General features: G+C 44.6%; 21 protein-coding genes and 1 tRNA gene. 11 read left to right on the top strand and 11 right to left on the bottom strand.

Annotated features, from left to right (window positions below):
- Positions 1–4: 4 nt before the first annotated feature.
- Genes AC0L6N_RS19690 through AC0L6N_RS19675 form a run of 4 tightly spaced genes read left to right on the top strand, consistent with a single transcriptional unit; the run spans position 5 to position 3164 of the window.
- Positions 5–982, top strand: a complete 978-nt coding sequence (locus AC0L6N_RS19690) for a COX15/CtaA family protein (protein WP_011576924.1) — start codon at positions 5–7, stop codon at positions 980–982.
- Between the two features lie 9 nt (positions 983–991).
- Positions 992–1909 carry a heme o synthase gene (gene cyoE / locus AC0L6N_RS19685; RefSeq protein WP_473477077.1) on the top strand — a complete coding sequence of 306 codons (918 nt, stop codon included), beginning with the start codon at positions 992–994 and terminating at the stop codon, positions 1907–1909.
- Positions 1906–2544, top strand: a complete 639-nt coding sequence (locus tag AC0L6N_RS19680; protein WP_473477075.1) for an SCO family protein — start codon at positions 1906–1908, stop codon at positions 2542–2544. The genes cyoE and AC0L6N_RS19680 overlap by 4 nt, the downstream gene beginning before the upstream one ends.
- A gap of 2 nt (positions 2545–2546) precedes the next feature.
- Positions 2547–3164, top strand: coding sequence for a GNAT family N-acetyltransferase (locus AC0L6N_RS19675; RefSeq protein WP_473477073.1), 618 nt, complete (start codon positions 2547–2549; stop codon positions 3162–3164).
- On the opposite strand, the gene AC0L6N_RS19670 is transcribed toward AC0L6N_RS19675, so the two are convergent.
- Complete coding sequence (locus AC0L6N_RS19670) at positions 3161–4210, bottom strand: polysaccharide deacetylase family protein (protein WP_473477069.1); 1050 nt, start codon at positions 4208–4210, stop codon at positions 3161–3163. The two genes, AC0L6N_RS19675 and AC0L6N_RS19670, sit on opposite strands and share 4 nt — an antisense overlap.
- A gap of 115 nt (positions 4211–4325) precedes the next feature.
- On the opposite strand from AC0L6N_RS19670, the gene AC0L6N_RS19665 reads away from it, so the two are divergent.
- Positions 4326–5669, top strand: a complete 1344-nt coding sequence (locus tag AC0L6N_RS19665) for an MATE family efflux transporter (RefSeq protein ID WP_473477067.1) — start codon at positions 4326–4328, stop codon at positions 5667–5669.
- Here AC0L6N_RS19665 and AC0L6N_RS19660 read toward each other — a convergent pair.
- Together AC0L6N_RS19660 and nfuA are read right to left on the bottom strand one after the other, a co-directional pair.
- Positions 5614–5892 carry a hypothetical protein gene (locus AC0L6N_RS19660; RefSeq protein WP_041714148.1) on the bottom strand — a complete coding sequence of 93 codons (279 nt, stop codon included), beginning with the start codon at positions 5890–5892 and terminating at the stop codon, positions 5614–5616. The two genes, AC0L6N_RS19665 and AC0L6N_RS19660, sit on opposite strands and share 56 nt — an antisense overlap.
- Positions 5893–5904: 12 nt before the next feature.
- On the bottom strand, positions 5905–6483 hold the full coding sequence (nfuA, locus tag AC0L6N_RS19655; RefSeq protein WP_011576918.1) for a Fe-S biogenesis protein NfuA: 579 nt from the start codon (positions 6481–6483) through the stop codon (positions 5905–5907).
- Between the two features lie 159 nt (positions 6484–6642).
- On the opposite strand from nfuA, the gene AC0L6N_RS19650 reads away from it, so the two are divergent.
- A complete protein-coding gene (locus tag AC0L6N_RS19650; RefSeq protein WP_473477064.1) occupies positions 6643–9201 on the top strand; it encodes a M14 family metallopeptidase in 2559 nt (852 codons plus the stop codon).
- On the opposite strand, the gene AC0L6N_RS19645 is transcribed toward AC0L6N_RS19650, so the two are convergent.
- Positions 9185–9859, bottom strand: coding sequence for a ComF family protein (locus AC0L6N_RS19645; RefSeq protein WP_473481391.1), 675 nt, complete (start codon positions 9857–9859; stop codon positions 9185–9187). The genes AC0L6N_RS19650 and AC0L6N_RS19645 overlap by 17 nt on opposite strands.
- Before the next feature lie 108 nt (positions 9860–9967).
- Here AC0L6N_RS19645 and bioH point away from each other — a divergent pair, with 108 nt between their 5' ends.
- The 3 genes from bioH to AC0L6N_RS19630 all read left to right on the top strand — a co-directional run bounded on the left by bioH (position 9968) and on the right by AC0L6N_RS19630 (position 12112).
- Positions 9968–10744 (top strand): pimeloyl-ACP methyl ester esterase BioH, encoded by a 777-nt coding sequence (gene bioH, locus AC0L6N_RS19640; protein WP_473477060.1) that lies wholly within the window; start codon positions 9968–9970, stop codon positions 10742–10744.
- 68 nt (positions 10745–10812) lie between these two features.
- Positions 10813–11076, top strand: a complete 264-nt coding sequence (locus AC0L6N_RS19635; RefSeq protein WP_011576914.1) for a hypothetical protein — start codon at positions 10813–10815, stop codon at positions 11074–11076.
- Between the two features lie 34 nt (positions 11077–11110).
- Positions 11111–12112: a putative metalloprotease CJM1_0395 family protein gene (locus AC0L6N_RS19630; protein WP_473477058.1), complete on the top strand. Its 1002-nt coding sequence runs from the start codon at positions 11111–11113 to the stop codon at positions 12110–12112.
- A 71-nt stretch (positions 12113–12183) separates the two neighbouring features.
- Here the strand turns inward: AC0L6N_RS19630 and AC0L6N_RS19625 are convergent, their stop codons facing one another.
- From AC0L6N_RS19625 to AC0L6N_RS19615, 3 genes are all read right to left on the bottom strand, one after another.
- Positions 12184–12624, bottom strand: a complete 441-nt coding sequence (locus AC0L6N_RS19625) for a hypothetical protein (protein WP_473477055.1) — start codon at positions 12622–12624, stop codon at positions 12184–12186.
- A gap of 207 nt (positions 12625–12831) precedes the next feature.
- A complete protein-coding gene (locus tag AC0L6N_RS19620) occupies positions 12832–15159 on the bottom strand; it encodes a Tex family protein (RefSeq protein WP_011576911.1) in 2328 nt (775 codons plus the stop codon).
- Positions 15160–15513: 354 nt separating this feature from the next.
- Entirely contained in the window at positions 15514–16416 is a 903-nt protein-coding gene (locus tag AC0L6N_RS19615) for a LysR family transcriptional regulator (RefSeq protein WP_473477052.1), read from the bottom strand.
- Between the two features lie 125 nt (positions 16417–16541).
- Between AC0L6N_RS19615 and AC0L6N_RS19610 the strand changes: the two genes are divergently transcribed.
- Both AC0L6N_RS19610 and AC0L6N_RS19605 read left to right on the top strand, forming a co-directional pair.
- Positions 16542–16889 (top strand): hypothetical protein, encoded by a 348-nt coding sequence (locus tag AC0L6N_RS19610; protein ID WP_473477050.1) that lies wholly within the window; start codon positions 16542–16544, stop codon positions 16887–16889.
- 162 nt (positions 16890–17051) lie between these two features.
- The gene (locus AC0L6N_RS19605; protein WP_473477047.1) at positions 17052–17831 is read left to right on the top strand and encodes a hypothetical protein; all 780 of its coding nucleotides are present in this window, start codon (positions 17052–17054) and stop codon (positions 17829–17831) included.
- A gap of 582 nt (positions 17832–18413) precedes the next feature.
- On the opposite strand, the gene AC0L6N_RS19600 is transcribed toward AC0L6N_RS19605, so the two are convergent.
- The 4 genes from AC0L6N_RS19600 to purE all read right to left on the bottom strand — a co-directional run bounded on the left by AC0L6N_RS19600 (position 18414) and on the right by purE (position 23037).
- Positions 18414–20780: an Ig-like domain-containing protein gene (locus tag AC0L6N_RS19600; protein ID WP_473477044.1), complete on the bottom strand. Its 2367-nt coding sequence runs from the start codon at positions 20778–20780 to the stop codon at positions 18414–18416.
- Positions 20781–21246: 466 nt separating this feature from the next.
- Positions 21247–21322, bottom strand: a tRNA-Thr gene (locus tag AC0L6N_RS19595).
- Positions 21323–21406: 84 nt separating this feature from the next.
- Complete coding sequence (locus tag AC0L6N_RS19590) at positions 21407–22549, bottom strand: 5-(carboxyamino)imidazole ribonucleotide synthase (protein WP_473477041.1); 1143 nt, start codon at positions 22547–22549, stop codon at positions 21407–21409.
- Positions 22546–23037 carry a 5-(carboxyamino)imidazole ribonucleotide mutase gene (purE, locus tag AC0L6N_RS19585; RefSeq protein WP_473477040.1) on the bottom strand — a complete coding sequence of 164 codons (492 nt, stop codon included), beginning with the start codon at positions 23035–23037 and terminating at the stop codon, positions 22546–22548. Before purE ends, AC0L6N_RS19590 begins: the two co-directional genes overlap by 4 nt.
- Positions 23038–23087 lie beyond the last annotated feature (50 nt).

Below are 23087 nucleotides of genomic sequence, written 5' to 3'. Positions count from 1 at the left end.
GTTCATGAGGAAATTGGTGTTGGCAGGCCTTATTCTTGCCATAACTGTGATTGTGCTAGGTGCATACACGCGGTTGACCGATGCAGGGCTGGGATGTCCAGATTGGCCAGGTTGCTACGGACACTACAAAGTGCCCGTGGCGCAAGAGCAGATAAATGCTGCAGAACTGGCGTTTCCAGAACGACCTTTAGAGCCCCAAAAAGCGTGGAACGAGATGATCCATCGCTACTTCGCGAGTGCGCTAGGCTTACTCATCTTGATCATCTTTGTGGTGAGCATAGTAAAGCGTGCTTATCATCGACCTATTAAGTTACCGTTTTTCCTGCTATGCCTGGTCATATTTCAAGGCATGCTAGGTATGTGGACCGTCACCCTTAACCTTTTACCTATTGTCGTTATGGGTCACCTTTTAGGCGGCTTTGCCGTGTTGTCATCGTTGTTTCTGCTTTACTTACGCCTTCTACCATATCGCATACCAGGTGGTGATCAGCAAACCCGACGTCTAGCAAAGTTTGGCTTGATAGGGATTGCCATCCTTATAGGCCAAATAGCATTAGGCGGCTGGACATCAGCAAATTATGCGGCGCTAGCCTGTACCGAAATGCCAATTTGCGAGAGCAACTGGTACGAGCGCCTAGATTTTATAGGAGCCTTTAGCTTGCCAGAAGCAGATAACTACGAGTACGGGGTGCACGATTATGCCCAGCGTATGACCATGCATATAGTGCACAGGGCTGGCGCGCTAATTACGTTTATTTATCTGTGCTGGTTGGCTATTCGCATTTACGGGGTAGCAAGCTCTGGATTGTTAAAAAAAATTGCCACTATCATGGTATTAGTACTAGGCATTCAGGTCATTTTGGGTGTCAGCAATGTGGTATTCAGTCTGCCGGTCGGTGTGGCCGTTATGCATAATGCCGTTGCCGCTACACTACTACAAATTTTGGTGTTACTTAGTTACACCCTCTATCGCAAAACATAGGAGAGACCAATGAGCAAATCTGTTGGTGTTGCACCTCATAACATAGTAAATAAATCAGGCCTCCACTGGCGTGATTATTACGAGATGACAAAACCTAAAGTGGTAATGTTGCTCCTACTGACCGCTTTGGTAGGCATGTGTTTGGCGAGTGAAACTTGGATCAGTTGGAAAATACTTTTGGCAGGTTTGACCGGCATTGGTTTTTTATCTTCTGCAGCAGCGGTTATTAACCACGTAGTTGATCGTAAAATTGATGCGCAAATGGCGCGGACCTCGAATCGCCCGATGCCTAAAGGCAAAGTTTCTCCCCAGCGAGCGCTCGTTTTTGCAGGCGTGCTTACGGTGGTGGGCTACCTTATTTTAGAATTATGGGTCAATCGCTTAACCGCTTTGTTGACGTTAGCCAGTTTAGTGGGGTACGCATTTATTTATACCATGTATTTAAAACGCGCTACGCCTCAGAATATTGTTATTGGCGGGTTAGCTGGTGCAGCGCCACCATTACTCGGTTGGACGGCGGTAACGAATGATATCCATGCGCATGCATTACTCTTAGTGCTCATCATATTCATTTGGACCCCTCCACATTTCTGGGCGTTGGCCATTCACCGTGAAAAAGACTACGCTCGGGCGAAAATCCCTATGCTGCCATGCACGCACGGGATCGAATTTACTAAAACATCCATTTTACTGTACACGGTGCTATTAGCGCTCATTGGCGTGTTACCTTATCTGATTGGCATGACAGGCGCGATATATTTGCTAGGCTCCAGCGCATTAAACGCTGGCTTCTTGTATTATGCATGGAAATTAAAATTCGCCAGTGACGAACACACCGCTATGAAAACGTTTAAGTTTTCGATTATCCATTTAATGGTACTGTTTGTGGTCTTACTGGTTGACCATTATATGAGATTTACTTTTTGAGCAGATTAAATTTAGCGTTAATCGCCTTAGTGGCATTGGTTGTCGGTGTTGTGATCGCAGTGACTATAGCGCCCCCAAAGAGTGATGAAACGCAGTATATTAAGCTTTACCCGCAAGCGAGAGCCTTGCCTGATTTTTCTTTGACTGACAGTAAAGGCCAACCATTAACCAATAAAAACTTGCAAAATCAATGGACGCTCGTTTTCGTTGGCTACACTTTTTGCCCTGATATTTGTCCCACAACGCTGGCTGACTTAAGCAGCATTTATCCTGAGTTGCAACGCATTAAAGGGCCTTACCCGGTCAAGGTGGCGTTTATTTCGGTCGACCCAGCGCGAGATACAACAGAAAGACTAGCGGAATATATCGATTTTTTTGAGCCTGACTTTATAGCCGCAACCGGCGAGCATGCTGATTTGTTTCCTTTCGTTCGCGCAATGGGCATGATGTATTCGACGTCACAAAGCACAGACGACGAAAACTACTTGGTGGATCACAGTTCATCTGTGGTGGTGGTAAATCCGCAAGGTCATGTTGTGGGTCGCTTTAAACCAGAGTTTGCCCCAGGCAAAGTTGCAGTGAGCGACAGTAAACGGATTCTGCATGACATGACTATCTTAGCGACAACCAAATAACTGTGCCTCGCGTACGTCAGGCAACAGCTCAAGACACGCAAGAAGCGGTAGCCTTGATTATCTCTTCTGCGCCTGAAGCCATTCCCCTTTTATTTAACCAACAATCCCTGCAGCATCAATATTTTGCGCGCAGTTACATGAAGCAAGCTTTTTTACATCAACATGGCCAATTTGGCTTTGGTAATCATTGGGTCATAGAGTTGCAAGGGCAACTTGCTGGGATAGGCTGTGCATGGCAACGTGAAATGGGGGCAATGTATGTACAAGCAACTCTTGAAAGCATGACACAGTATTACCAAGGTACTGATGTTCTTGAAGTGTTGAATCGATGCCAGTCATTACAGCAAGTATTTGCTCGTCCTGCAGACGATGAATTGTGTATCGGGCATATCGGTGTTGCAAAGGCGTTTCAGCGAAAAGGGCTATGCAGTGAACTCCTAACTCATTTTACAGAAAAGGCTAATGAGTTAGGCAAACAATTTCTTACCTTAGACGTTAAGCAAGACAATGCGCCCGCTATACATTGTTATCAAAAATTTGGCTTTAACATTGAGCGCTCTACTGTGGATAGCAGCCCAATGAAATTGGGCACCTACCTGCATATGAGAAAAACGCTTTAATCTAACCACTGCCCCTTATCTGAGGTAATAAACCAAGGTTTTGAGTACCAATAATAACGTGAGGGCGCGCGTTTGCTCGGCGCTGTGCAGTTTATTCTGGAGCGCCCGGCAGGCAATTTTTGTTTAAAATCCACTCTGATCAATGCCTGGTTCACGGTGATTTTCTGTGCATCACCCTGAAAATAGCAGGTAATTTGTGCGTTGTTTATATCATCGCTTTGCACGCTGAATTCGAAGGTAAAAGGTTCGCCACTAACGAGTGGTGTATTTGGCGATGGATTTTGTACTGGCATAGCAAGACTGGCCATTTTCACTTTTAGACGTGCCAAATTCGCGTAAATACCGGCTGCCGGAAAGCGCGGAAGCGCTGAAAAATCACTAAAGCTTGCAATAGCACCAGAGTGCTGAGCAAAGCTCACGTAACCTAATTGTGTAAGCTGTTTTTGTAGTTCAGGGGAGTATTCACCGTAAGGATAGGCTAAGAATTTATCTCGTACGTTTAAATTATCTTCTAGTAATTTTTCGGCTTGTTGAATATCGCTGATACGACGAGCTAGCCATGCTTCATCACTCTCATTGGCTAACCGATTAAGTAAATGCTCATGACGTAAATTATGGTTGGCAAAGCTGGCACCTTGTTTAGTCATGGCCCGCATGTCTTCCCAGCTCAAGTGATAATTCACCTTACCAACCAAGTCAGGATTGATGAAAACCGTATACGGTAAGTTGAGCCTAGCGAGTATCGGGTGACCGTTTTGATAAATGTTGTTAAAGCCATCATCAAAGGTTACCGCGATAGCGTTTTCAGGTAGGAGCTGCTCGTTTTGTAACGTAGTAACTATGTCTTTTAATGGTAAAACATTATAGTTTTCAGCCAAATAAGTCATATGTTCGTTAAATGTGTCGGGTGAAACACTGGTAGAAGCAGGCGTATCTTCGCTCACGTGGTGATAAAGAAGGATAACCGCGTTGTCACTGGCTTGGGCATAGTTGATTGAGATGCAAAAACCAAGACAAACCATTACATAAAAAATGATACGATCCATAACGTTCCCTTTGTGAGGCTTTGAATGGCGCTAGTGTAACATTGAATGCTTAGTGCATAGCGGACGAGAAACTGCTTTCCCATATTTATTTTTTATCTATTAAGTGAGATTTTTCTTGGCTATATCTCCAGCTCGTGAACAACACCGTTTTTGGCACTTGGCCTCTCATAAACAGCTGATTCTGTTAGCGCTACCAATGATCTTAAGCAATATAACCACGCCACTTATTGGTATGGTCGATACTGCTGTGTTAGGTCATATGGGCAGTAGTCATTATCTGGCTGGCGCAGCAATAGCCTCTCTAATTTTAACTCAGACCTATTGGTTGTGTGGCTTTATTCGTATGTCGAGCACAGGCTTAAGCGCCCAGGCCAAAGGCGAGCAAAACAATGAAAACAAGAGTCGTGTGTTCTGGCAAAGCTGCAGCGTAGCTTTGGTTATCGGTCTGGCAATATGGGCCGCGCAAACACCTCTACTGACATTAGGAATTCATTTCGCTCAACCAGAAGCGCAACTTCTTAATGTTATTCAACAATATTTTAGTGTGCGTATTACCGGGGCTCCAGCCGCTTTAGTCAATCTGGCCATCATTGGCTGGCTGATAGGCCAACAAAAAACAAAGCAAGTTCTTTATATTCAAATATTTGCCAATTTACTCAATGCTGGGTTAAGTGTCTTACTGGTATTCGTGTTCGATGCAGGCGTTAAGGGTGTCGCGGTAGCAAGTGTTGCTGCTGAATACAGTATTTTGATACTTGGCGTTTGGGTGGCGATAAAAGGAATGGGCTTACAAAGGCCTCATTGGGGCTTGTGGCGGTGGTCTTCATTGGCGCAGCTGATGAGCCTAAACGGTTATAGTTTTGTGCGTAATTTGGCACTGCAATTGTGCTTGGCGTTCGTTATTTTTCAAGGGGCCAGATTTGGGCCATTAACGGCCGCGAGCAACGCGATTATCATGCAATTTTTTGCACTGATTGCGCTAGGGTTAGACGGCATTGCTTACGCTGTTGAGGCGTTAACAGGTGAAGCTAAAGGGAAAAAGGACGCCAGTGAAATTAATCGCGTGGTAATGCGCGGTTTATTTTGGTCATCCGTAGTGGCCGGCGGTTACAGCTTAAGCTTTGTAGTATTTGGTCAGCAGATCATCGCAATACTGACGGATTTGCCAGAACTTAGAAACTTCGCTGCGCAGTACCTATTCATCATCTGGTTGTTGCCCATCGTGAGTCATTGGTGTTTCCTACTGGACGGCGTGTTTGTGGGGCTAACACGAGCAAAGGCAATGCAAAACAGTATGTTGCTTAGCGCCACGTTTTTCTTTTTTCCTAGCTGGTGGCTACTGCAAGAATATCAAAACTATGCTTTGTGGGTAGCATTGTTGTTGTTAATGCTCGGGCGGGGCCTTAGTCTTGGCGGTTACTTTGCTTATCTTTATCGCGGTGGGCGTTTGATAAACTAAACGCATTCTGCATGCGGTAGGCCAAAATACCTATATAGCCATACAAGGCCAACACACAGCCAATGCCAAGCCCTATCAGTCCTGGAATTTGCAGCCACACCCAATTTTGACTGCCAATGAGTATCAGTATGACGCCAATAACAAAAAAGCCGAGGCCGTATTTAAAACGACCCCAGCTTTTATGTGGATCAGCGACTAATTTACTCAGTTGCTTTTTAAGCATGTTAACGACTAATTAGTAGTAAGAGTGCTCGCCGGCTTCATGTTCGGTAGCGTCTTTTACTGCTGTTAACTCGCCAGAAAATTGGGCTAACATTTGCTTTTCAATACCATCTTTAAGCGTCACATCAACCATTGAACAGCCGTTACAACCGCCGCCAAACTGAAGTATAGCTTCACCTTTTTCGGTGATCTCCATCAGCATAACCTTACCGCCGTGGCTGGCAAGTTGCGGATTGATCTCTGCTTCAATCATATAATTAATGCGCTCTTCTAGTGGGGCATCGTCATCAACTTTACGCGCTTTGGCGTTTGGTGCTTTCAGGGTTAATTGAGAGCCCATTTGGTCAGTCACAAAGTCAATTTCTGCTTCACTTAAAAAAGGAGCACTTTCTGCATCAACAACGGCATCAAACCCATTAAATTCTAGGGTGGTGTCGGTTGACTCCACGGCGTCTGGTGGGCAATAGGAAACACCACATTCAGCGCTAGGCGTACCGGGGTTAACGACAAAAACCCGAATATTAGTGTCAGGCTCTTGTTTTTCAAGCAATTTACAAAAATGCGCTTGGGCTGTATCTGAGATAGAAATCATAAAAAAGGTCCTGTATTTGAAACATATCGAGATTGTATCAAAATTACTTGACTAAAACACTCAAGTAATAATGTTTACTTATGTCAATTTCAGCTAAAACATGCGAACCTTTCAGGATGATTTTTAGACTGATTTTGATGTAACAAAAGGTGTAAACGTATGAAGTGCGGTTGGTTTTGGGGTTTTGTGTGTTCTGTTTTTTTGTCTGTCTCGGCGCAAGCGCTCACCGATAACGAATATTTACCCGCCAATACGCAGTTTAACGATGCTATCCCTAGCCCTTCCCAAGTCCTCGGGGCGTCTGTGGGTGAATGGCATGTGCGCCATGATCAACTAGTAGAGTACATGCGCATTTTGGCCGACAAATCTGATCGAGTGTCACTGCAGGAAACCGGCCGAACCCATGAAAATAGGCCTCTATTGTTACTGACGTTTACGGCAGCTAAAAACCAACAAAATATTGAATCTATTCGTAACAATCACCTCGCTTCGTTCGGGCAAAAAAGTGCCTCAGATGATCCTCTCATATTGTGGATGGGCTACAGCGTACACGGTGATGAATCATCCGGTGCCAATGCTGCATTGCTGGTGGCTTATTATTTAGCGGCAGCGCAAGATGAGGCTGTTCAGCAATTGCTTGAAAATAACGTAGTACTCATGGAGCCGAGCATTAACCCTGATGGCTTAGCAAGATTTGCCCAGTGGGCGAATGGCAATCGTGGCCAGCAATTAGTGGCAGACTCAAATCACAGAGAGCATCAGCAGCCTTGGCCGAGTGGTCGAACAAACCACTATATGTTTGATTTAAACCGCGACTGGTTATTGCTGACCCACCCTGAATCACAGGCGCGTATTGCGCAGTTTCAGCGCTGGCGACCCCATGTACTTACAGACTTTCATGAGATGGGTACCAATAGTAGCTATTTTTTTCAGCCGGGGATCGCGTCGCGTAATAATCCTTGGACGCCCAAACGTAATACCGAACTGACAGCCGAGTTAGCCAAATTTCATGCAGCTGCGCTGGATGAAAAAAAACAGCTGTATTTCACTCAAGAAGCCTACGATGATTTCTATTATGGCAAAGGCTCGACGTATCCAGACGCCCAAGGTAGCATAGGGATTCTATTTGAGCAGGCCAGCAGTCGTGGACATAAACAAGAGTCTATCAATGGTGAACTGAATTTCACTGATACCATTCAAAATCAAGTCACCACGTCTCTTTCAACGTTCAAGGGGGCACTGGCCAATAAAGCCGAGTTGTTGGCTTACCCAACAGAATTCACTGAACAAACCAACGAACTGATAAAAGACGATAAAACGGTGGGTTATCTTCTTAGTGAATCACAAGATACGACTCGTTTTTCTGACCTCAAGTCGATATTGCAGCAACATCGAATCAGGTTTAATTACCTGAATAAAGAAATGCGCGTAGATGATCTGACTTATCAGCCATTGAGCAGTATTTTTGTGCCCTTAAACCAGCCTCAATATCGCCTAGTGAAATCGCTTTTCTCTGAGCGTAAAAGCTTTAATGATAATAGTTTTTACGATGTATCAAGCTGGAACTTGCCTCTTGCATTTAATATTCAATACTCCCCAGTGGAGCGAAAGTTGTGGCGCAAAATGCCTGTTGCCAATGAGCCCAATAATCAGCCGGAAAACAGTCTCCCAGTCAATACAGAGAGCGCATACGCGTATGGGTTTTCTTGGGCCGACTCAAAAGCACCTAAGTTACTGAGCCAACTGCTCCGCGAGGGCGTGCAAGTTAAAATTGCAGGGTCTGATTTTGCTGCCGCAACCGATCAAGGCAATATTAGTTTTAGCGCAGGTTCGGTACTGATCCCATTAGCGCTGAAACAGCCTAGCAACCTATTGGCATTACTCAATAGCGGTGCAAATCAAACGAGTATTAAAATTTGGCCCATTTTATCAGGCCTAACGGCGCAAGGTATCGATATTGGCAGCCGTGAAATGTTCGCCGTCAAGAGCCCTCAAGTGTTGCTAGTTGGCGGTGATGGCACATCACAATATGAAGTGGGTGAAGCCTGGCATTATTTGGATACCGTGGTGGGGATGCCTGTCACTGTCACTGATTTACCTCGCTTTTCTCGTCTTGATCTCTCTCGCTATAGTCACATCATTTGGGTTAGCGGAGACTATTCTGACGTACCTGAGAAAACAGTTAGATCGTTGGAAAAATGGTTGTCTGCGGGAGGGGTAATGATAGGCCAGCGAACAGCGGCAAAATGGTTTGCTGACAAAGATTGGCTTAAGGCATCGTTTTTAAATGAAGATGAAATCAAACGTGCGTTTTCCAAAAAAGACTTAACCTACGCAGATAAAGACCGATTAGCGGCTAAGCAGCGTATCGCAGGGGCGGTATTTGAGACGCAATTAGATACCAGTCATCCACTTACCTTTGGCTTTCCCCGTTCGCATTTACCTTCATTTAAAAACAGCACAGTCGTGATGCGTGCGCCCAAAACGCCGTTTATCACAGTTGGGCGTTACACTTCACGCTCCCTCGTGTCTGGTTACGCTGCTGATGAGTTGCAAGAGCTTATTAATAATAGCGCTTCTATCGTGGCTCACAGTGTTGGAAAAGGTAAAGTGATTGCGTTTACCGACAACCCAAACTTTCGTGGTTATTGGCGCGGAACAAGGCGTTTGTTGAGCAACGCAATATTCTTGTCCAGTTTAATTAATGCTCCAGGGTAAGACACATACACCATACATCCACTCGTAAACTTGGATGATGCTTATTTAGCAGTTGGTGCACGGCCTCAACGGTAGCGCCTGTGGTGATCACGTCATCCAATATGGCGATGTGTTGATAGCTTAGGGGACGCTGAAGCGTAAACGCATTTTTCATATTGGCTTTTCGCTGAGCGCTGGAGAGAGACGTTTGCGTTTGTGTGGCTTTATGTCGAGTGATCGCATCAGTCACTAACGGGATGCCGGTTAGGGCTGAAATGCGTTTCCCTAACTCGATACTTTGATTATATTTGCGTTCTTGATAGCGCCTCGGGTGCAGCGGAACTGGCATGAGCGCTTGAGGCATTGCGCAGCGGCTGTTCAGCGCATGTGCAACAAAAAGTTTGGCCAAAGCGTTGGCGTGCAGGATTTTATTAGAAAACTTCAAGCTAGTGAGTAATTGCGACAGAGGCCACTGATAATCAGCTAGCGCTAACACGTTATTTGCCGTCAGATGCTTTAAACCGCGTTTCGCTTTGGGCCAATTCAATAAATTGTAGTCGTATTTTTCACACTCAAACAAGGTTAAGTCATCCCTGCAGTAATCACAAATAAGCGCGTCGCTGTCTTGCCTGCACAGCAAACATTGTTGTGCTATTTTGGCCGCTTGTATGCTTTTCACTTTTGTAAGCCCTAGCCAATTAAGGGTGAGCACTTCTAAGCCATTCACTTGATTTCACTTTTTTCATCTCTACACTGACACACCAGTTCTTAAGGGTAGTAGATTTATATGCACACGACTTTGAAAACACGTACGGTAGGCAGTGGTCCTAATTTCGTTCTACTTCATGGATGGGGAGTGAATAGCGGTGTTTGGCAGCCAATAGCCAAGCAGCTCGAGCAACATTTCAGCGTTACTTATGTTGATTTGCCAGGCTTTGGTGAGAACAATCAAATGATGCCTAAGCCGTACGATTTAAAAAATCTGGCTGAGTGTATGGCAAATGTGCTCCCTGAGAACAGTGTGCTTGCAGGCTGGTCGTTAGGTGGCTTGGTTGCTCAACATGTTGCATTACTTGAGCCTACGAACGTTAAACAGTTGATACTGATAGCCACATCACCCAAATTCCAAAAAGGCAATGATTGGGCGGGGATTGATCCGAATATTCTGCAAGCGTTTTCGCAGCAACTAGTGAAAAACCTGAGCAAAACTATAGAGCGCTTTTTGGCAATACAGGCCATGGGCAGTGATTCAGCGAAAACAGATATTAGAAAGATAAAAAGCAGCATAGAAGCGTCGCCCCAGGCGGATATTGCCGCACTGACAGCGGGGTTAGATATTTTAGAGCATGTTGATTTAAGAGACCAAATAGCGGCTTTGAAAATGCCGATACATTGGATGTTGGGGCGTCTTGATAGCTTAGTGCCTGTAAAGCTTCAAGGGTATGTACAGCAAAGCTTAGCTAAAAATCACAGTGTTACGATTTTCCCCCATGCTTCACATGCGCCATTTATATCGCACACAGAGGATTTCCTGGTTGATCTGATGGAAAACACCCTCAGGTAAAAAGTCGCTGTTAAAATAACATTTTTTGGTTAATAATTAACCATGAGAGGTTAGTAGAGGTACTCAGTGTGGACATTTCAAATAACAGCAACATCAGCGGCGCTTTTGCCAGTGGTTTACAGGGCGTGCAGCGCGGCACAGAGCAAGTTACGCAGGCATCCAGAGAGATTGCCAGCTTAAATGGCGATGCACAGCAGGGCAGCCTATCCAGTGCTAACCTGACTAGTAGCGTGATAGAGCTTCAAACAGGTGCGATAGGAGTTGAAGCCTCAGCTAAAGTAGTAGATGTAGCTAATGACACCATAGGCACTTTACTAGACACCTTTGCATAGGTTCACTAACCAATAGGTATCATTAAGATATAAAATGAACATTGTAACGCCTATCCCAACGGCGGTTGTTTTTACTACCGCCAATATCAACACTGAAGCTGCGCGCAGAGATAATACCCTGCGCGAAACAGTACCAGCGTTGACTGGGTCTGAAAATTCAGCCGCAGAATCGGGATTAGCCAGTGATCATGACAAAGTAAAAAGCCCTGCTCAACCTCTTGTATATGAGCGCCCTCAAGTGCAATCCCAAGGCGAACCTGCATCGGATATTCAGAAAAACGCTGATCAGGACAACGCCCAGCAAGAAAGTGCGGGTAAACAAGACGCTGAACAAGAACAACAAGCCCAGCAAGAGCAGCAAGAAAAAGCTCAAATAGACGAGTTGAAAAAACGCGATACTGAAGTACGTACTCACGAGCAAGCTCATGCCAACACAGGTGGCCAATACGCTGGCGCACCCAAGTATGAGTACACAACCGGACCGGACGGCAAGCGTTATGCCACAGGCGGAGAGGTGTCTATTGATGTATCAGTTGAGAATTCTCCTGAAGACACTATTCGCAAAATGCAGCAAGTCAAATCTGCAGCTCTCGCTCCTGCTGAGCCCTCGGCGCAAGACTTGAGGGTAGCGGCTGAAGCCAGCCAAAAAACGTTTGAAGCACGCAAAGAGCTAGCAGAAGAAAAAAGTGAAGGTGTTGGTGTTGTTGCTCAAAATGATACACAGAGTGATACCCAAGGTGAAAATGTAAATGCGGCAGGTAAATCGACTGCCAAATCAGAATTTGGCCCTGAGTTAGATGAAATAGTACGCGGTACTGATGAAGGTACGCCAATCCGAGACCTAGATACATCTGAAGTCGCTAAAGCCACCTTGAAAAGTGAGCAACTAGGTGACGTTTTTGCTAGTGAGGCAGGCAGTGCATTTGCTACTCAAGCTAGCAGAGACGACAATACCTTAGTAGCGGAGCGTGTTGTTCAACGGTATTACCAAGGGGTAAGCGAACCCAAAAGCTATGGTTTGAATTTCTCAGCCTAATAAAGCTGGTATTTATCACCAGCGCCATCGACCAAACTTCCTATAAATTAAATTCACAAACACCGCTCATATTAATAACCGTAATGATTGGCGAATTTACGTTTATCCTCTGGGGTGGCCGTTTCGTTACACATGCCGAGGATATGCAGTCGACTACTTGATTCGTAAGTGTCTATTTCGGTGTAGCCCTCACGGCAATAACCTGACTCGCTGAGCTTCGTTTCAAGGTGGGCAAATAGTTCATCGAGTCGTCTTTCTTTCGGATCGTCACTTTTGGCTTTGTTCTTGTTACCTCTCTTCTGTGGCGGGCCGTCAGCACCGCCACGCTCTAGTTTACTTCTAACCGAGTTTTGGTTCGCGCTAATACTGAAATTAAACACTTTCTTGTTAGTATTTTTGATGTTTGTAGCGAGCATATCGGGCTCTTTAGGTTGCGGTTTAGGCTTGCCTGCGCAGGCACTTAATACAATAGGTACCACAAGCGTTAAAGGAAGTAGTTTTTTCATCGTCATAATGGACTCACGTTATCAATTATTGGAAAGCGTTTTCTGTGTGTATGACGTTAAAGAAGGATTGATAGTTTCTGTCGGGTAAGTAAAGGCTGTGTAAAGGTTACCCCAGTCAAGTGGCGACCAACGAGCAAATAGGATGTATTTATTATAGACATAAAAAAACCGGTGAACGGTGTCACCGGTTATCATATTCGCTTTTAACCTTTTCTATTTTTTCGCTTTGGCAAAGGCATCGGCAAAGGCATTGCCCATCGCTTGATTAGCAGAAGCAGGTGCGGGTTTCTTATTTTGAGTCTTACCACTTGGCCTGTTGCCTTGACGAGGTTTATTGTCACTGTTGCCGCGGCTTTGATTCGGCTTGGCGCTGATATCGTCATTCAAGCGCATGGTGAATGACACACGCTTACGCGCCACATCTACTTCCATTACCTTGACCTTAACAATGTCACCGGTTTTGACGATTTCCCGTGGGTCAGAAATGTATTTGTCAGTCATAGCCGAGATATGCACTAAACCGTCTTGGTGGACACCTACATCAACGAACGCGCCAAAATTAGCGACGTTGCTCACTACGCCCTCTAAAATCATGCCTTCTTTTAAATCGTTAAGCGACGACACGCCCTCTTTAAAGGTGGCGGTTTTGAATTCAGGACGAGGGTCTCGGCCTGGCTTAAGTAGCTCACTGATGATATCAGTCACTGTGGGCAACCCGAATGAATCATCCACAAATTGCTGCGGCTCAAGCTTTTTCAATAGCTCAGTGTTACCAATTAAATCATTAACAGCACTGCCTGAGTTACTCACTATGGCTTGGACCACAGGGTAAGCTTCAGGGTGAACTGCCGAGGCATCAAGCGGGTTAGTGCCATTTACTATGCGTAAAAAGCCAGCGGCTTGCTCGTAGGCTTTTGGCCCTAAGCGTTCTACTTTTAACAAGTCTTTGCGACTGCTAAACGCGCCATTGGTATCTCTGAAATTTACGATGTTGGTGGCAAGTGTGCGGTTTAAGCCTGATACATGACTTAATAGCGCGGCCGAAGCCATGTTTAAATCCACGCCAACGGCGTTTACACAATCTTCAATAACACGGTCAAGTGAGCGCCCCAAGTTACTTTGGCTTACGTCATGTTGGTACTGACCAACACCGATAGCTTTGGGTTCAATTTTAACCAGCTCTGCGAGTGGATCTTGTAAGCGCCTAGCGATGGATACAGCGCCGCGAAGCGACACATCCATATCGGGTAGTTCATTTGATGCCAGCTCAGAGGCCGAATAAACCGATGCGCCTGCTTCACTGACCATAATTTTGCTCAAACCCAGTTCGGGGTTAGCTTTAATAACCTCTGCGGCGAGCTTGTCTGTTTCACGTGAACCTGTGCCGTTACCAATGCTGATTAACTTCACCTTGTGTTGCTTACACAGCATACCTAGCGTTCGCAGGCTTTTGTCCCACAAATTTTGTGGCACATGGGGGAATATGGTGCTGGTGGCTAACACTTTACCTGTGGCATCAACGATTGCCACTTTTACGCCGGTACGTAAACCGGGATCAAGGCCCATGGTGGTTTTCGCCCCAGCAGGCGCCGCCATCAACAAGTCATTTAAATTTTTAGCAAACACCTGAATTGCTTCTTGTTCGGCTTTTTCTTTTATCACACCAAACAATTCTGTTTCCATGTGAAGAGCAATTTTTACTTTCCATGTCCACTGAACGACACTCGCTAACCACGCATCCGCCGCACGGTTACTAAAATTCAAACCCAGATGCTGGGCAATGATGTGTTCACCGAATGAGCTTTTGTCTGATTCTTCTTTTTGCGGATCAGCATCCATTGATACTTGCAGAAAGTTCTCATTTCGGCCGCGAAACAAGGCTAGGCAGCGGTGCGATGGTATTTTACTGAGGCGTTCACTGTGCGCAAAGTAATCTGAATATTTAGCCGCTTCTTTTTCTTTGCCTTTAACCACACTGCTTTTGATATGAGCGTTTTCCATTAAGTACTGGCGCACTTTTTGTAGCAATGCTGCATCTTCAGCAAATTTCTCCATCAAGATGAATTTTGCCCCCTCTAACGCTGCCTTTTCGTCAGCTACGCCCTTATCTGCAGCAATGAACTTTGCGGCTTCAGACTCAGGCGATAAGGTCGGGTCGGCAAATAAAGTGTCTGCAAGAGGCTGTAAGCCTGCTTCGATGGCTATTTGCCCCTTAGTGCGACGCTTAGGTTTGTAAGGCAGGTATAAATCTTCTAATTCGGTCTTGTTGTCGCAGCTTAAAATACTGCGCTTAAGTTGGTCTGTAAGCTTGCCTTGCTCATCAATCGTTTTGAGGATCACGTTACGTCTGTCATTAATATCGCGCAGGTAAATCAAACGCTGCTCAAGCTGACGGAGTTGAATGTCATCTAAGCCATTTGTGGCCTCTTTACGATAGCGAGCAATAAAAGGGACACTCGAGCCTTCATCTAACAAGGTGACGGCAGCTTGTACTTGAGTGGGTTTTACCTGAAGTTCACTCGCGATTTTTTCAATGATCATGTAACGGCCCTATTTTGGCGAAGTTATGCAGATTTACTGTATTTAACAAATGGCTTAACAAGGCGATATATGGCCTCGACGGTAAAATACCAGAGTAGCGACACATTATTACCGATTATTTTTGAAATTGCAGAGCTGGGCAGTAAAGTGATGATATAAAAGCTCGCGATACTGATTTTAAATTTTCGACAATTGTTGAACATTTACTTTAAGCCAGAATGAATAGCTTGGCTTTTATGCTGTTATTTTAACACCCGTTCAACGTGGTGAAGCCTTGTGGTGAAAATGCCACTCAATTTTATTTCCTCTTTGTTGCAGCGACAGTGACGTTTTTATGAACTTGCGTTAACACCTTTAGGCATGGGTGACTATTTTTGCTTTTAAAAAATCGATAAACACTCGGGTTTTTACGGGTAAATAGGAACATTTTTGATAGACTAACCAAGCCGCAGTATCGAACTCTGTTGCGGTACATGCATAGTCTGGAAACATATCGATCAGAAGGCCACTTTTTATCTCATCTTGACACAGCCAGTCTGGTAATAGAGCGGGGCCAAGACCCGCCACAGCGCAAGCGGTCATGGTCAACCCATGTGATATCAGTAAATGCCCGGTGACAGGCACGTCGAATGTATTGTTGTATGTATCCCGAAACTTCCACGTTCTGCAATACCCCGGCATTGAAAACAATAGGCAATCAAGTTTACTCAGGTCAACTGGGTCGTTAGGGGAACCATTGGTTTTTACGTAGGTAGGGCTTGCACAAACATGAAATCGTCTTGAAACCAATTTGTGTGCGGTGAAATTACCCTCCGGTCGTTGCCCGAATCGGATAGCCACATCGATTTGCTCTTTGACAAGATCGACGAGGCTGTCCATTAGTAACAATTCAAGCGTAAGGTCTGGGTACAAGGCACGAAATTCTGGCAATATCGGCACTAGCACTCGTTGCCCGAATGAAGTACAAGCGGTTATGCGTAAAGAGCCATTAGGCAGGCTAACCAAATCTAGAGCGGCTTCACTAGCGCGGTCAAACTCACCAATTAGATCTTTCACCCGAGAAAAATATTCACTGGCTGCTTCGGTAGGGGCAATCTTGCGGGTTGTTCTTTGGAATAATCGAAAGCCCAGCTGTGATTCTAAACTCGCTACCGAGCGAGAAATAGATGATGGGTCAACGTTGCGTTGACGAGCTACGGCCGCAAAACTTCCGTGTTCCATTACATCTACAAAAACCCTTACGTTTTCGAAATCCATTCGTGCGCTCTTTACACTAAAGTGATGAGTATAGGTGCCTTTATCTAATTAGCGACTATGGCTAAGCTCAAATACATGTCATGGCGTTGTTGTCTGCCATATACGCTTCAACATTTAGGGAAATTATGATGAGCCTACGATTTTACAGTGAATTTTTTGACTCCACCGAAGACGTACTTAACGATGTAATCAAACAGGGAACTTGGCCAACAACATTTGTTTCTGGTCCATCAGAAGGATTGCACGAACACTGGCATGCCGACGAGGTACACGCATATATCATGGAAGGAGAGACAGATTTCTTCGATGCCAAAAGCGGTATGCGAACCCAAGTCAAAGCGGGAGATAAAATAGTGATCCCCGCTAAGGCATTGCATGCAGAGGGAGCAGTGAAAGAACGGGTCGTATATATCCTCGCCCTTCCAAAACCACTGCCGCCAGAAGAGTTTCTGGCCATGCACGGCCCTGCATAGAATGGAGTCGACTAAAGCATGCGGTTCATTTCTTCATTGTGGATGTTCACGATAGCACCGACTTTGTCTGCTTATGTGCCCTTTTTGACTATTGATGTTTCACCGCGTGTACTTCTAATCTTTTTATATTTTACCTTAATATTATCGTAAGGAAGCCCAAAGATGAGAAAGCCACTATATAAACCAACACTATTCGGAAATAACTATTATGCAAAGCGACTAGTAGCAGTCTGCACTACTTTAATGTGTTTCTGCATACTCGGATGTGATTCTTTAATAAAAGATGTTAAACCGCCCAGTTCTGTGACTAAAGCTCTCGCTCATCTTGAAGAGTTACCCCCAAGGGTTGCAATACATAATTTGCAGCCAATGTTTAAAGTGGAAGCTATTGGATTCACAGCAGTAGACGAAACCGGTTGGGATTGGGCTGGCTCCGATGAAATTTACGCTGTTTGGCATAGCAATGTGATCGTTTCCACGCTTATTCAAGGTGATGTTGACAGTGGGGAGTCTTTTGATTTTCATTCTTTACAAAGTTGTGTTTATCCTATCGCAGGGGACACGCTAATAATAGATGGTCGATATGGGGGAGAGGGTTCAGGTTGGATTTGCAAGGAGGAGGGGGCTGCAAGTCCAATACAATTCTCTGTTGTTTTTTACGAGGATGATAGTCCTTGGGCACATTTTCCATTTTGTTTTTCCGGGAGTATTGTTAAAGACTGTGAAGACCAATTCGTTGGAAAATATAATGGTGCTTGGAATACTCAAGAGTTGTTAGAAATTTTACCTGCTATAGGTGATATTCGAAATTTCACAGTTAGATTAAATCCTTGTGAGGGGCCTGCTGTATGCGGAGATGATAATTTTTCCGACTATGATTTTCGTTTTCGTATAGTAAGAATGACTGATAAAGAAGTACTGAGACAACATTCACTTCAGTAAGCTTCGATGAGTGAACGCCTTTGAAGTAACAAGTTCGCATGGACTGAAATAGAAAAATAAGCCGAGAGCGCACATTTCGCTTTAGGCTACGGAGGTCTTCATTCAAGTTGGTGATGCCGTCGCTGCTTTTGTACCGACTTCAATTTTCTATGTTTTTAATCGAATTGCCAAATGACCAGTCAGGGCAGCCCGTGGCTTTTAGAGGCACAACCTCTGTCGGGTGAGCGATTCGCCGACGCAGTGTTGAAGTCGATTTAAAATAGGAGAGCACAATAGGTTGGAGGGTGGTCTTTACAAAGTACGCCCTGGACTCTGTGGGTTAACCTTGTGATGTTCAAACGTTTTCCGACCATTTTATCTTGGTAACTTGTTTTTGCTGTTGACCAATATTTACGGGATAAATATGGAACAGCTTTAGCCAACTCGACATGCTTTGGCAAGTAATCCTTAGTCAGAAAAATAGCCGCAGGACATAGATAAGCGAAGCGCATGCCCTAGTGGCCACCGCGCATATATTGACGACTTAACTACTTTAAAAATGCTAAGCGACGGAGTCGTCGCTTAGCATTTTATTGTAAAATATTACAGACCGGTTAGGGAGCCATTCTCTACGCTATTCGCCCATATCCGATCGTATTGACTTAAATCTATTTGTTCCAATATTGTCAGGCGAGGGTTAATTAACGGGTAGGCATTTTCGTAAGTTCCGTCATTATCAAAGTCGTCAGCTCCAGAAGAGTATTTGACTATGTAGATGCGACCGTTTTCATCTTTTGATAGCACATGCCACGTACTTTGTTGTTTAAAGTTAAATAATTCGCGGTTGAATATTAACCGACTGTCAGTTTCGCTCCAACTCCAACTAGTAGCATCGTTTCTAAACAGGGTTATTGGCGAGCCACTATGGCTTTCAACGCTGCTAAACACTCTACGCATTTCAAAATTGTCAGTTAGGTTATAACCGAAAATCGATTCAACGCTTGACGGGATCTCTTGGGACAAGTCTGGGCTAAAGTTAGTACCGATCTGGACATACGTAAAAGGTAGTTCAACTACTAAATCTGTTGCTGTAACTTGGGCTGTATTTGATTTAATCATTTGGCGTACGGTGATGTTTTCTAGCTCATTCTCATTATAATATTCTACAGTCGCCATCTGTACTAAGCCGCTCTCAATTAGAGGGGTAACGATAAACTTCTTTGTATCTGTTTCTAGGGTTATGGTTCCATTGGCAAACTGCCAAGTATAAACATTTTTGCTTAAGAGCCCTGATGCTGTGCCATCTAGATTAAACGTGACAATATCAAATTGATCCCCCAAACCATATTGAAGGTCCGTTGTATCGTCATTTACATCAGTAATAAAGGTATAGTTGAGCGACATAGCCCAAGTACCTGCAATGTCTTCGTCGCTTTTATCAGCAAGTGTTGTTTCTGGGTTAAACAGAAAGCTACGAGTTTCCATGACGGTTTCTGTTGCTGTAGCAGTGTAGATGTCATAGATCTTTATAATATGTTCTATTTCTTTTTCGCTCGAGATCGTTGCTTGACGCTCTCCTTTGGACAAAACAGAAATTTTCTCACTAACTGTTTTCGTTAACACTTCCAGTTGGAAAAACTCTCCTCGATCAAATAACTCTTTTACCTCTTGCGCCGTTTCTAAACCCCAAACACTTAAAATGTAGCCATAATCATAAAAAGGAATATCTGTTAGATGAGGGAGGTTTGAATAACTAATATTAAGTTGTCCATTTTCTATTTCCCAAGAAAAGTCATCGGAAAAAGAAGTTAAAACGTTGCTCCCGCTAGAATGGGAAACACCTTGCTTGTCTTCTGAAAATTGATATACATCTGCAGACGCTGGTAAAAGCCCACTTTTATTCTTAGCTAAAGATATGACTTTACGACCTAAAAGCATTTCTTCTGTGAGTGCTCCAGTTAAGTACTGTTGCTTAAGGGATTGCTCTATGGCAGTTTGCAAATCCGCCAGGTAGTTAGCACTCGGTGTATCTTCATCCCACAACTCTTGTTGAATTAAATAGGTGTTTATTGATTCGGATAGTGAATTATCTGAGCCTTGTAACACCGTTAACGTGGTTGAGTTTTCAGGTACATTGTAATCAGGGTTATCTACTAATAATTTTATAAAACCGATTAGTGTCGTTAACTCTGCTGCAGTGAATTGATCCACGCTTTTGCGAAGTTCACCCATATTTACAGGGGATACACCGTTATTTTTTTCTACGGCTAACAAATAATTAGCAGTAGAAAATTGAGTGATATTCAGTGCCGCGTTTTGCTCTGCAGTTAACTGGCGACTGGTATTTGGGAGCTCGACGATATCAGTATAACTTCCCAAATAACTGACCAATTCAATAGATTCTTGTTGGTTCTGAGTTGAACCCTTCGCATTTAATAAGAGAACTGCGTTTGCATCATCAAAAACGACCGTAAGGCTGTATACACCATTTTTATCTGCGGTAGCGGTAAAGACTTTATCTGACATGGCCACAGATACGGTAGCGTCAGCGATAGGCTCGTCTATTACCACGCCAGATAGGGTGTAAGATTGGCTATTAGTAATGTGAACTTGGGCTTGTGAGGAGAGGTTCCCGTCAGATATCTGGTAGCTGAAACTATCGGAGCCAGCATAATATTGCTCTGGTGTATAAGTAATTGAATTATCGCTAATTGTTACTGTACCAAACTCAGGCTCTACACTAATTGAGCTTATGATTAGAGGATCGTTTTCAGGATCTGAATCATTAGCTAACACTTCAATAATAACGGCTTCATTATCGAGCGTATTGGCATTATCAGAGGAAGCAACTGGCGCTTTATTTAAAGAAGGTGGTTGAGATGGGGAGTTGGAGCCACCACCACCACAGGCAGTTAAAAAAAATGACACGGCAAGCGAGCAAATCGCGCTCCGTTTTAATGCTAAGTCCATAATACTGCTTTCCTTTATTTTTATAATTTTTATTAGAGATGTTTATTACCTAGTTTTTTGACTGCTCTCATCCCAAACGTAATAAACACGCAGAATGAGTGTATAAATGATAATCAGATAAATCTAGAAAAATTACTCTTATCATTCCCCTAGTATATATGGGGTATCAATAGTAAGACCGACAGGACAAGGTGGGCACTTTACAGGTAGCCATACATGGGTGAAGTCATCGTTTTTAGGGACACCGGCCTGTCGGGTGAGCGATTCGCCATTGACGGTGGCGCTAGTTCGCTGCAAGGGATGGTCTGTCATATCCAGCATTGATTCTGTTACACGAAGCTTATATTTTCAGTGTACGCAGTACATAATGTGGCTGAAAGTCATAAATAAACGTAGCGAATAGAATATAAAATTTTAGTGCCCGAAGGGCATAAACAAACAGGGACTTTAGTACAAAGAAGGGAAATGGTGCCGACTACCGGAGTCGAACTGGTGACCTACTGATTACAAGTCAGTTGCTCTACCAACTGAGCTAAGTCGGCACACTAGATTCCCGCTCTAGGCAGCTATGTGCTAGAGCGAGGCGACATTCTATTGATTCCACTTTTGTTGTCAACCAAAAGTTATTATTTTATCTGTAAAAGGCGCTCTGCTTCACTGTTCAGTGTCGGGAAATAGCTTTCCGGTAACCACTTTTGCAGTTTCTGCATCGCTTCGCCCAGTTCAGCGTAATCATTGCCAGTGATATTGATGTGGCCCATCTTGCGCTTGGCGCGTGGGGTTTTCATATAGCCGTGTAAATGGGTTCTAGGTACACTGAGCATGTCTTTTGGCGGTAAATCACAACCAATTACGTTAAGCATTACGCTTGGTGCCAACACTTGGGTTGAACCTAGTGGTAATTCACAGATAGCGCGCAGGTGATTTTCGAACTGACAGGTATCGGCACCTTGCATGCTCCAATGCCCTGAGTTATGCACGCGTGGGGCGATTTCATTGACTAGCAGCGTATCACCCATCTGGAAGAATTCCACTGCCAGTACGCCAACGTAATTTAGCTCGCTAGCGAGGGCGGTAAAAATCTGCTCGGCTTGAGTGACTAATTCAGGGGTGATGGCCGGTGCAGGTGCAACACAGGTATGCAACTGGCCTTGATGATGTAGGTTTTCAACCAAAGGATAAAGAGCGATCTGTCCGTTCTTACCGCGTGCGCCAACTAATGACACTTCACGCTCAAAGCTGAGCATTTTTTCAACCACCAAAGGCACTTTCTTTAAATCAAGCTCGGCCAGTGCTTGCTTGATATCAGGCAGTTGCTCTTTGCTAGATAAGCGCCATTGACCGTAACCGTCGTAGCCGTCGCGGCTGGCTTTAATGATCAGCTTTTCGCCTAGTTGTGCAACGGCTTGTTCGAGCTTAGCCGCGTCATCCACAATCATGTAAGGGCAATTGGCGATATTGAGCTTGTCGAGTAACGCTTTTTCTTTAACTCTGTCAGCTCCGGCTGCGATAGCTTCAACACTTGGCATCAGCTTACCGCTACGATTGACTTGTTCAAGCAAAGGCTCTGGAATGTGCTCGAACTCAACAGAAATCGCGTCGGCGGCCTCAATAGCCGTTTCAAGGTGAATATCCATCACCTTTTTGTCTATGGGGTTAACCACTTTATGGTTGCTTACATCTACCGCTCGTACTTCAATCCCTAAAGGCACACCTGCTAGCGCCATCATTCTGGCGAGTTGGCCGGAGCCTAAAATCAACACGTTCATTCAGGTAGTTCCAGTGCGGGTTGGGCTAATACGTCAGCCGTTTGTTTTTGTCTGAATTGAATAATCGCATTGAGTACGGTTTCATCATGCAAAGCAACAACTTGCGCGGCAAGTAAGCCGGCGTTAGCTGCGCCAGCTTCACCTATAGCTAAGGTACCTACAGCAACGCCTTTGGGCATTTGTACAATTGAGTACAAAGAATCTACTCCACTTAGCTGGCTTGAACGCACAGGCACACCAAATACCGGCAGGTGAGTATGCGCGGCTATCATGCCAGGTAAGTGCGCAGCGCCGCCAGCGCCACCAATAATCACTTGGTAACCTTTGTCGGCTGCCGTTTCTGAAAATTCTGTTAACAGGGCAGGGGTGCGATGAGCCGACACCACTTGGGCGTGATAACTTACGCCTAAGGCATCTAACATTTTTGCCGCTTGGGCCATGGTGGGCCAATCAGACTTTGAACCCATAACAATCGCAACTTGAGGCATTTTCACTCCCACTATATTTCGGTTTTATTTGGTGCAGCGGACTTGAACAA

The sequence above is a fragment of the Paraglaciecola sp. G1-13 genome (genome assembly GCF_055809255.1).
The sequence above is the reverse complement of the archived record's forward strand: the minus strand, read 5'-3'. Positions and strand labels throughout refer to the sequence as shown.

What these genes read in the sequence shown, in the direction of transcription:
- AC0L6N_RS19690 (WP_011576924.1), top strand. Translation starts at nt 5, where the DNA reads ATGAGGAAATTGGTGTTGGCAGGCCTTATTCTTGCCATAACTGTGATT.
- cyoE (WP_473477077.1), top strand. Translation starts at nt 992, where the DNA reads ATGAGCAAATCTGTTGGTGTTGCACCTCATAACATAGTAAATAAATCA.
- AC0L6N_RS19670 (WP_473477069.1), bottom strand. Translation starts at nt 4,210, where the DNA reads ATGGATCGTATCATTTTTTATGTAATGGTTTGTCTTGGTTTTTGCATC.
- AC0L6N_RS19660 (WP_041714148.1), bottom strand. Translation starts at nt 5,892, where the DNA reads ATGCTTAAAAAGCAACTGAGTAAATTAGTCGCTGATCCACATAAAAGC.
- nfuA (WP_011576918.1), bottom strand. Translation starts at nt 6,483, where the DNA reads ATGATTTCTATCTCAGATACAGCCCAAGCGCATTTTTGTAAATTGCTT.
- AC0L6N_RS19650 (WP_473477064.1), top strand. Translation starts at nt 6,643, where the DNA reads ATGAAGTGCGGTTGGTTTTGGGGTTTTGTGTGTTCTGTTTTTTTGTCT.
- bioH (WP_473477060.1), top strand. Translation starts at nt 9,968, where the DNA reads ATGCACACGACTTTGAAAACACGTACGGTAGGCAGTGGTCCTAATTTC.
- AC0L6N_RS19630 (WP_473477058.1), top strand. Translation starts at nt 11,111, where the DNA reads ATGAACATTGTAACGCCTATCCCAACGGCGGTTGTTTTTACTACCGCC.
- AC0L6N_RS19625 (WP_473477055.1), bottom strand. Translation starts at nt 12,624, where the DNA reads ATGACGATGAAAAAACTACTTCCTTTAACGCTTGTGGTACCTATTGTA.
- AC0L6N_RS19620 (WP_011576911.1), bottom strand. Translation starts at nt 15,159, where the DNA reads ATGATCATTGAAAAAATCGCGAGTGAACTTCAGGTAAAACCCACTCAA.
- AC0L6N_RS19615 (WP_473477052.1), bottom strand. Translation starts at nt 16,416, where the DNA reads ATGGATTTCGAAAACGTAAGGGTTTTTGTAGATGTAATGGAACACGGA.
- AC0L6N_RS19610 (WP_473477050.1), top strand. Translation starts at nt 16,542, where the DNA reads ATGATGAGCCTACGATTTTACAGTGAATTTTTTGACTCCACCGAAGAC.
- AC0L6N_RS19605 (WP_473477047.1), top strand. Translation starts at nt 17,052, where the DNA reads ATGAGAAAGCCACTATATAAACCAACACTATTCGGAAATAACTATTAT.
- AC0L6N_RS19600 (WP_473477044.1), bottom strand. Translation starts at nt 20,780, where the DNA reads ATGGACTTAGCATTAAAACGGAGCGCGATTTGCTCGCTTGCCGTGTCA.
- AC0L6N_RS19590 (WP_473477041.1), bottom strand. Translation starts at nt 22,549, where the DNA reads ATGAACGTGTTGATTTTAGGCTCCGGCCAACTCGCCAGAATGATGGCG.
- purE (WP_473477040.1), bottom strand. Translation starts at nt 23,037, where the DNA reads ATGCCTCAAGTTGCGATTGTTATGGGTTCAAAGTCTGATTGGCCCACC.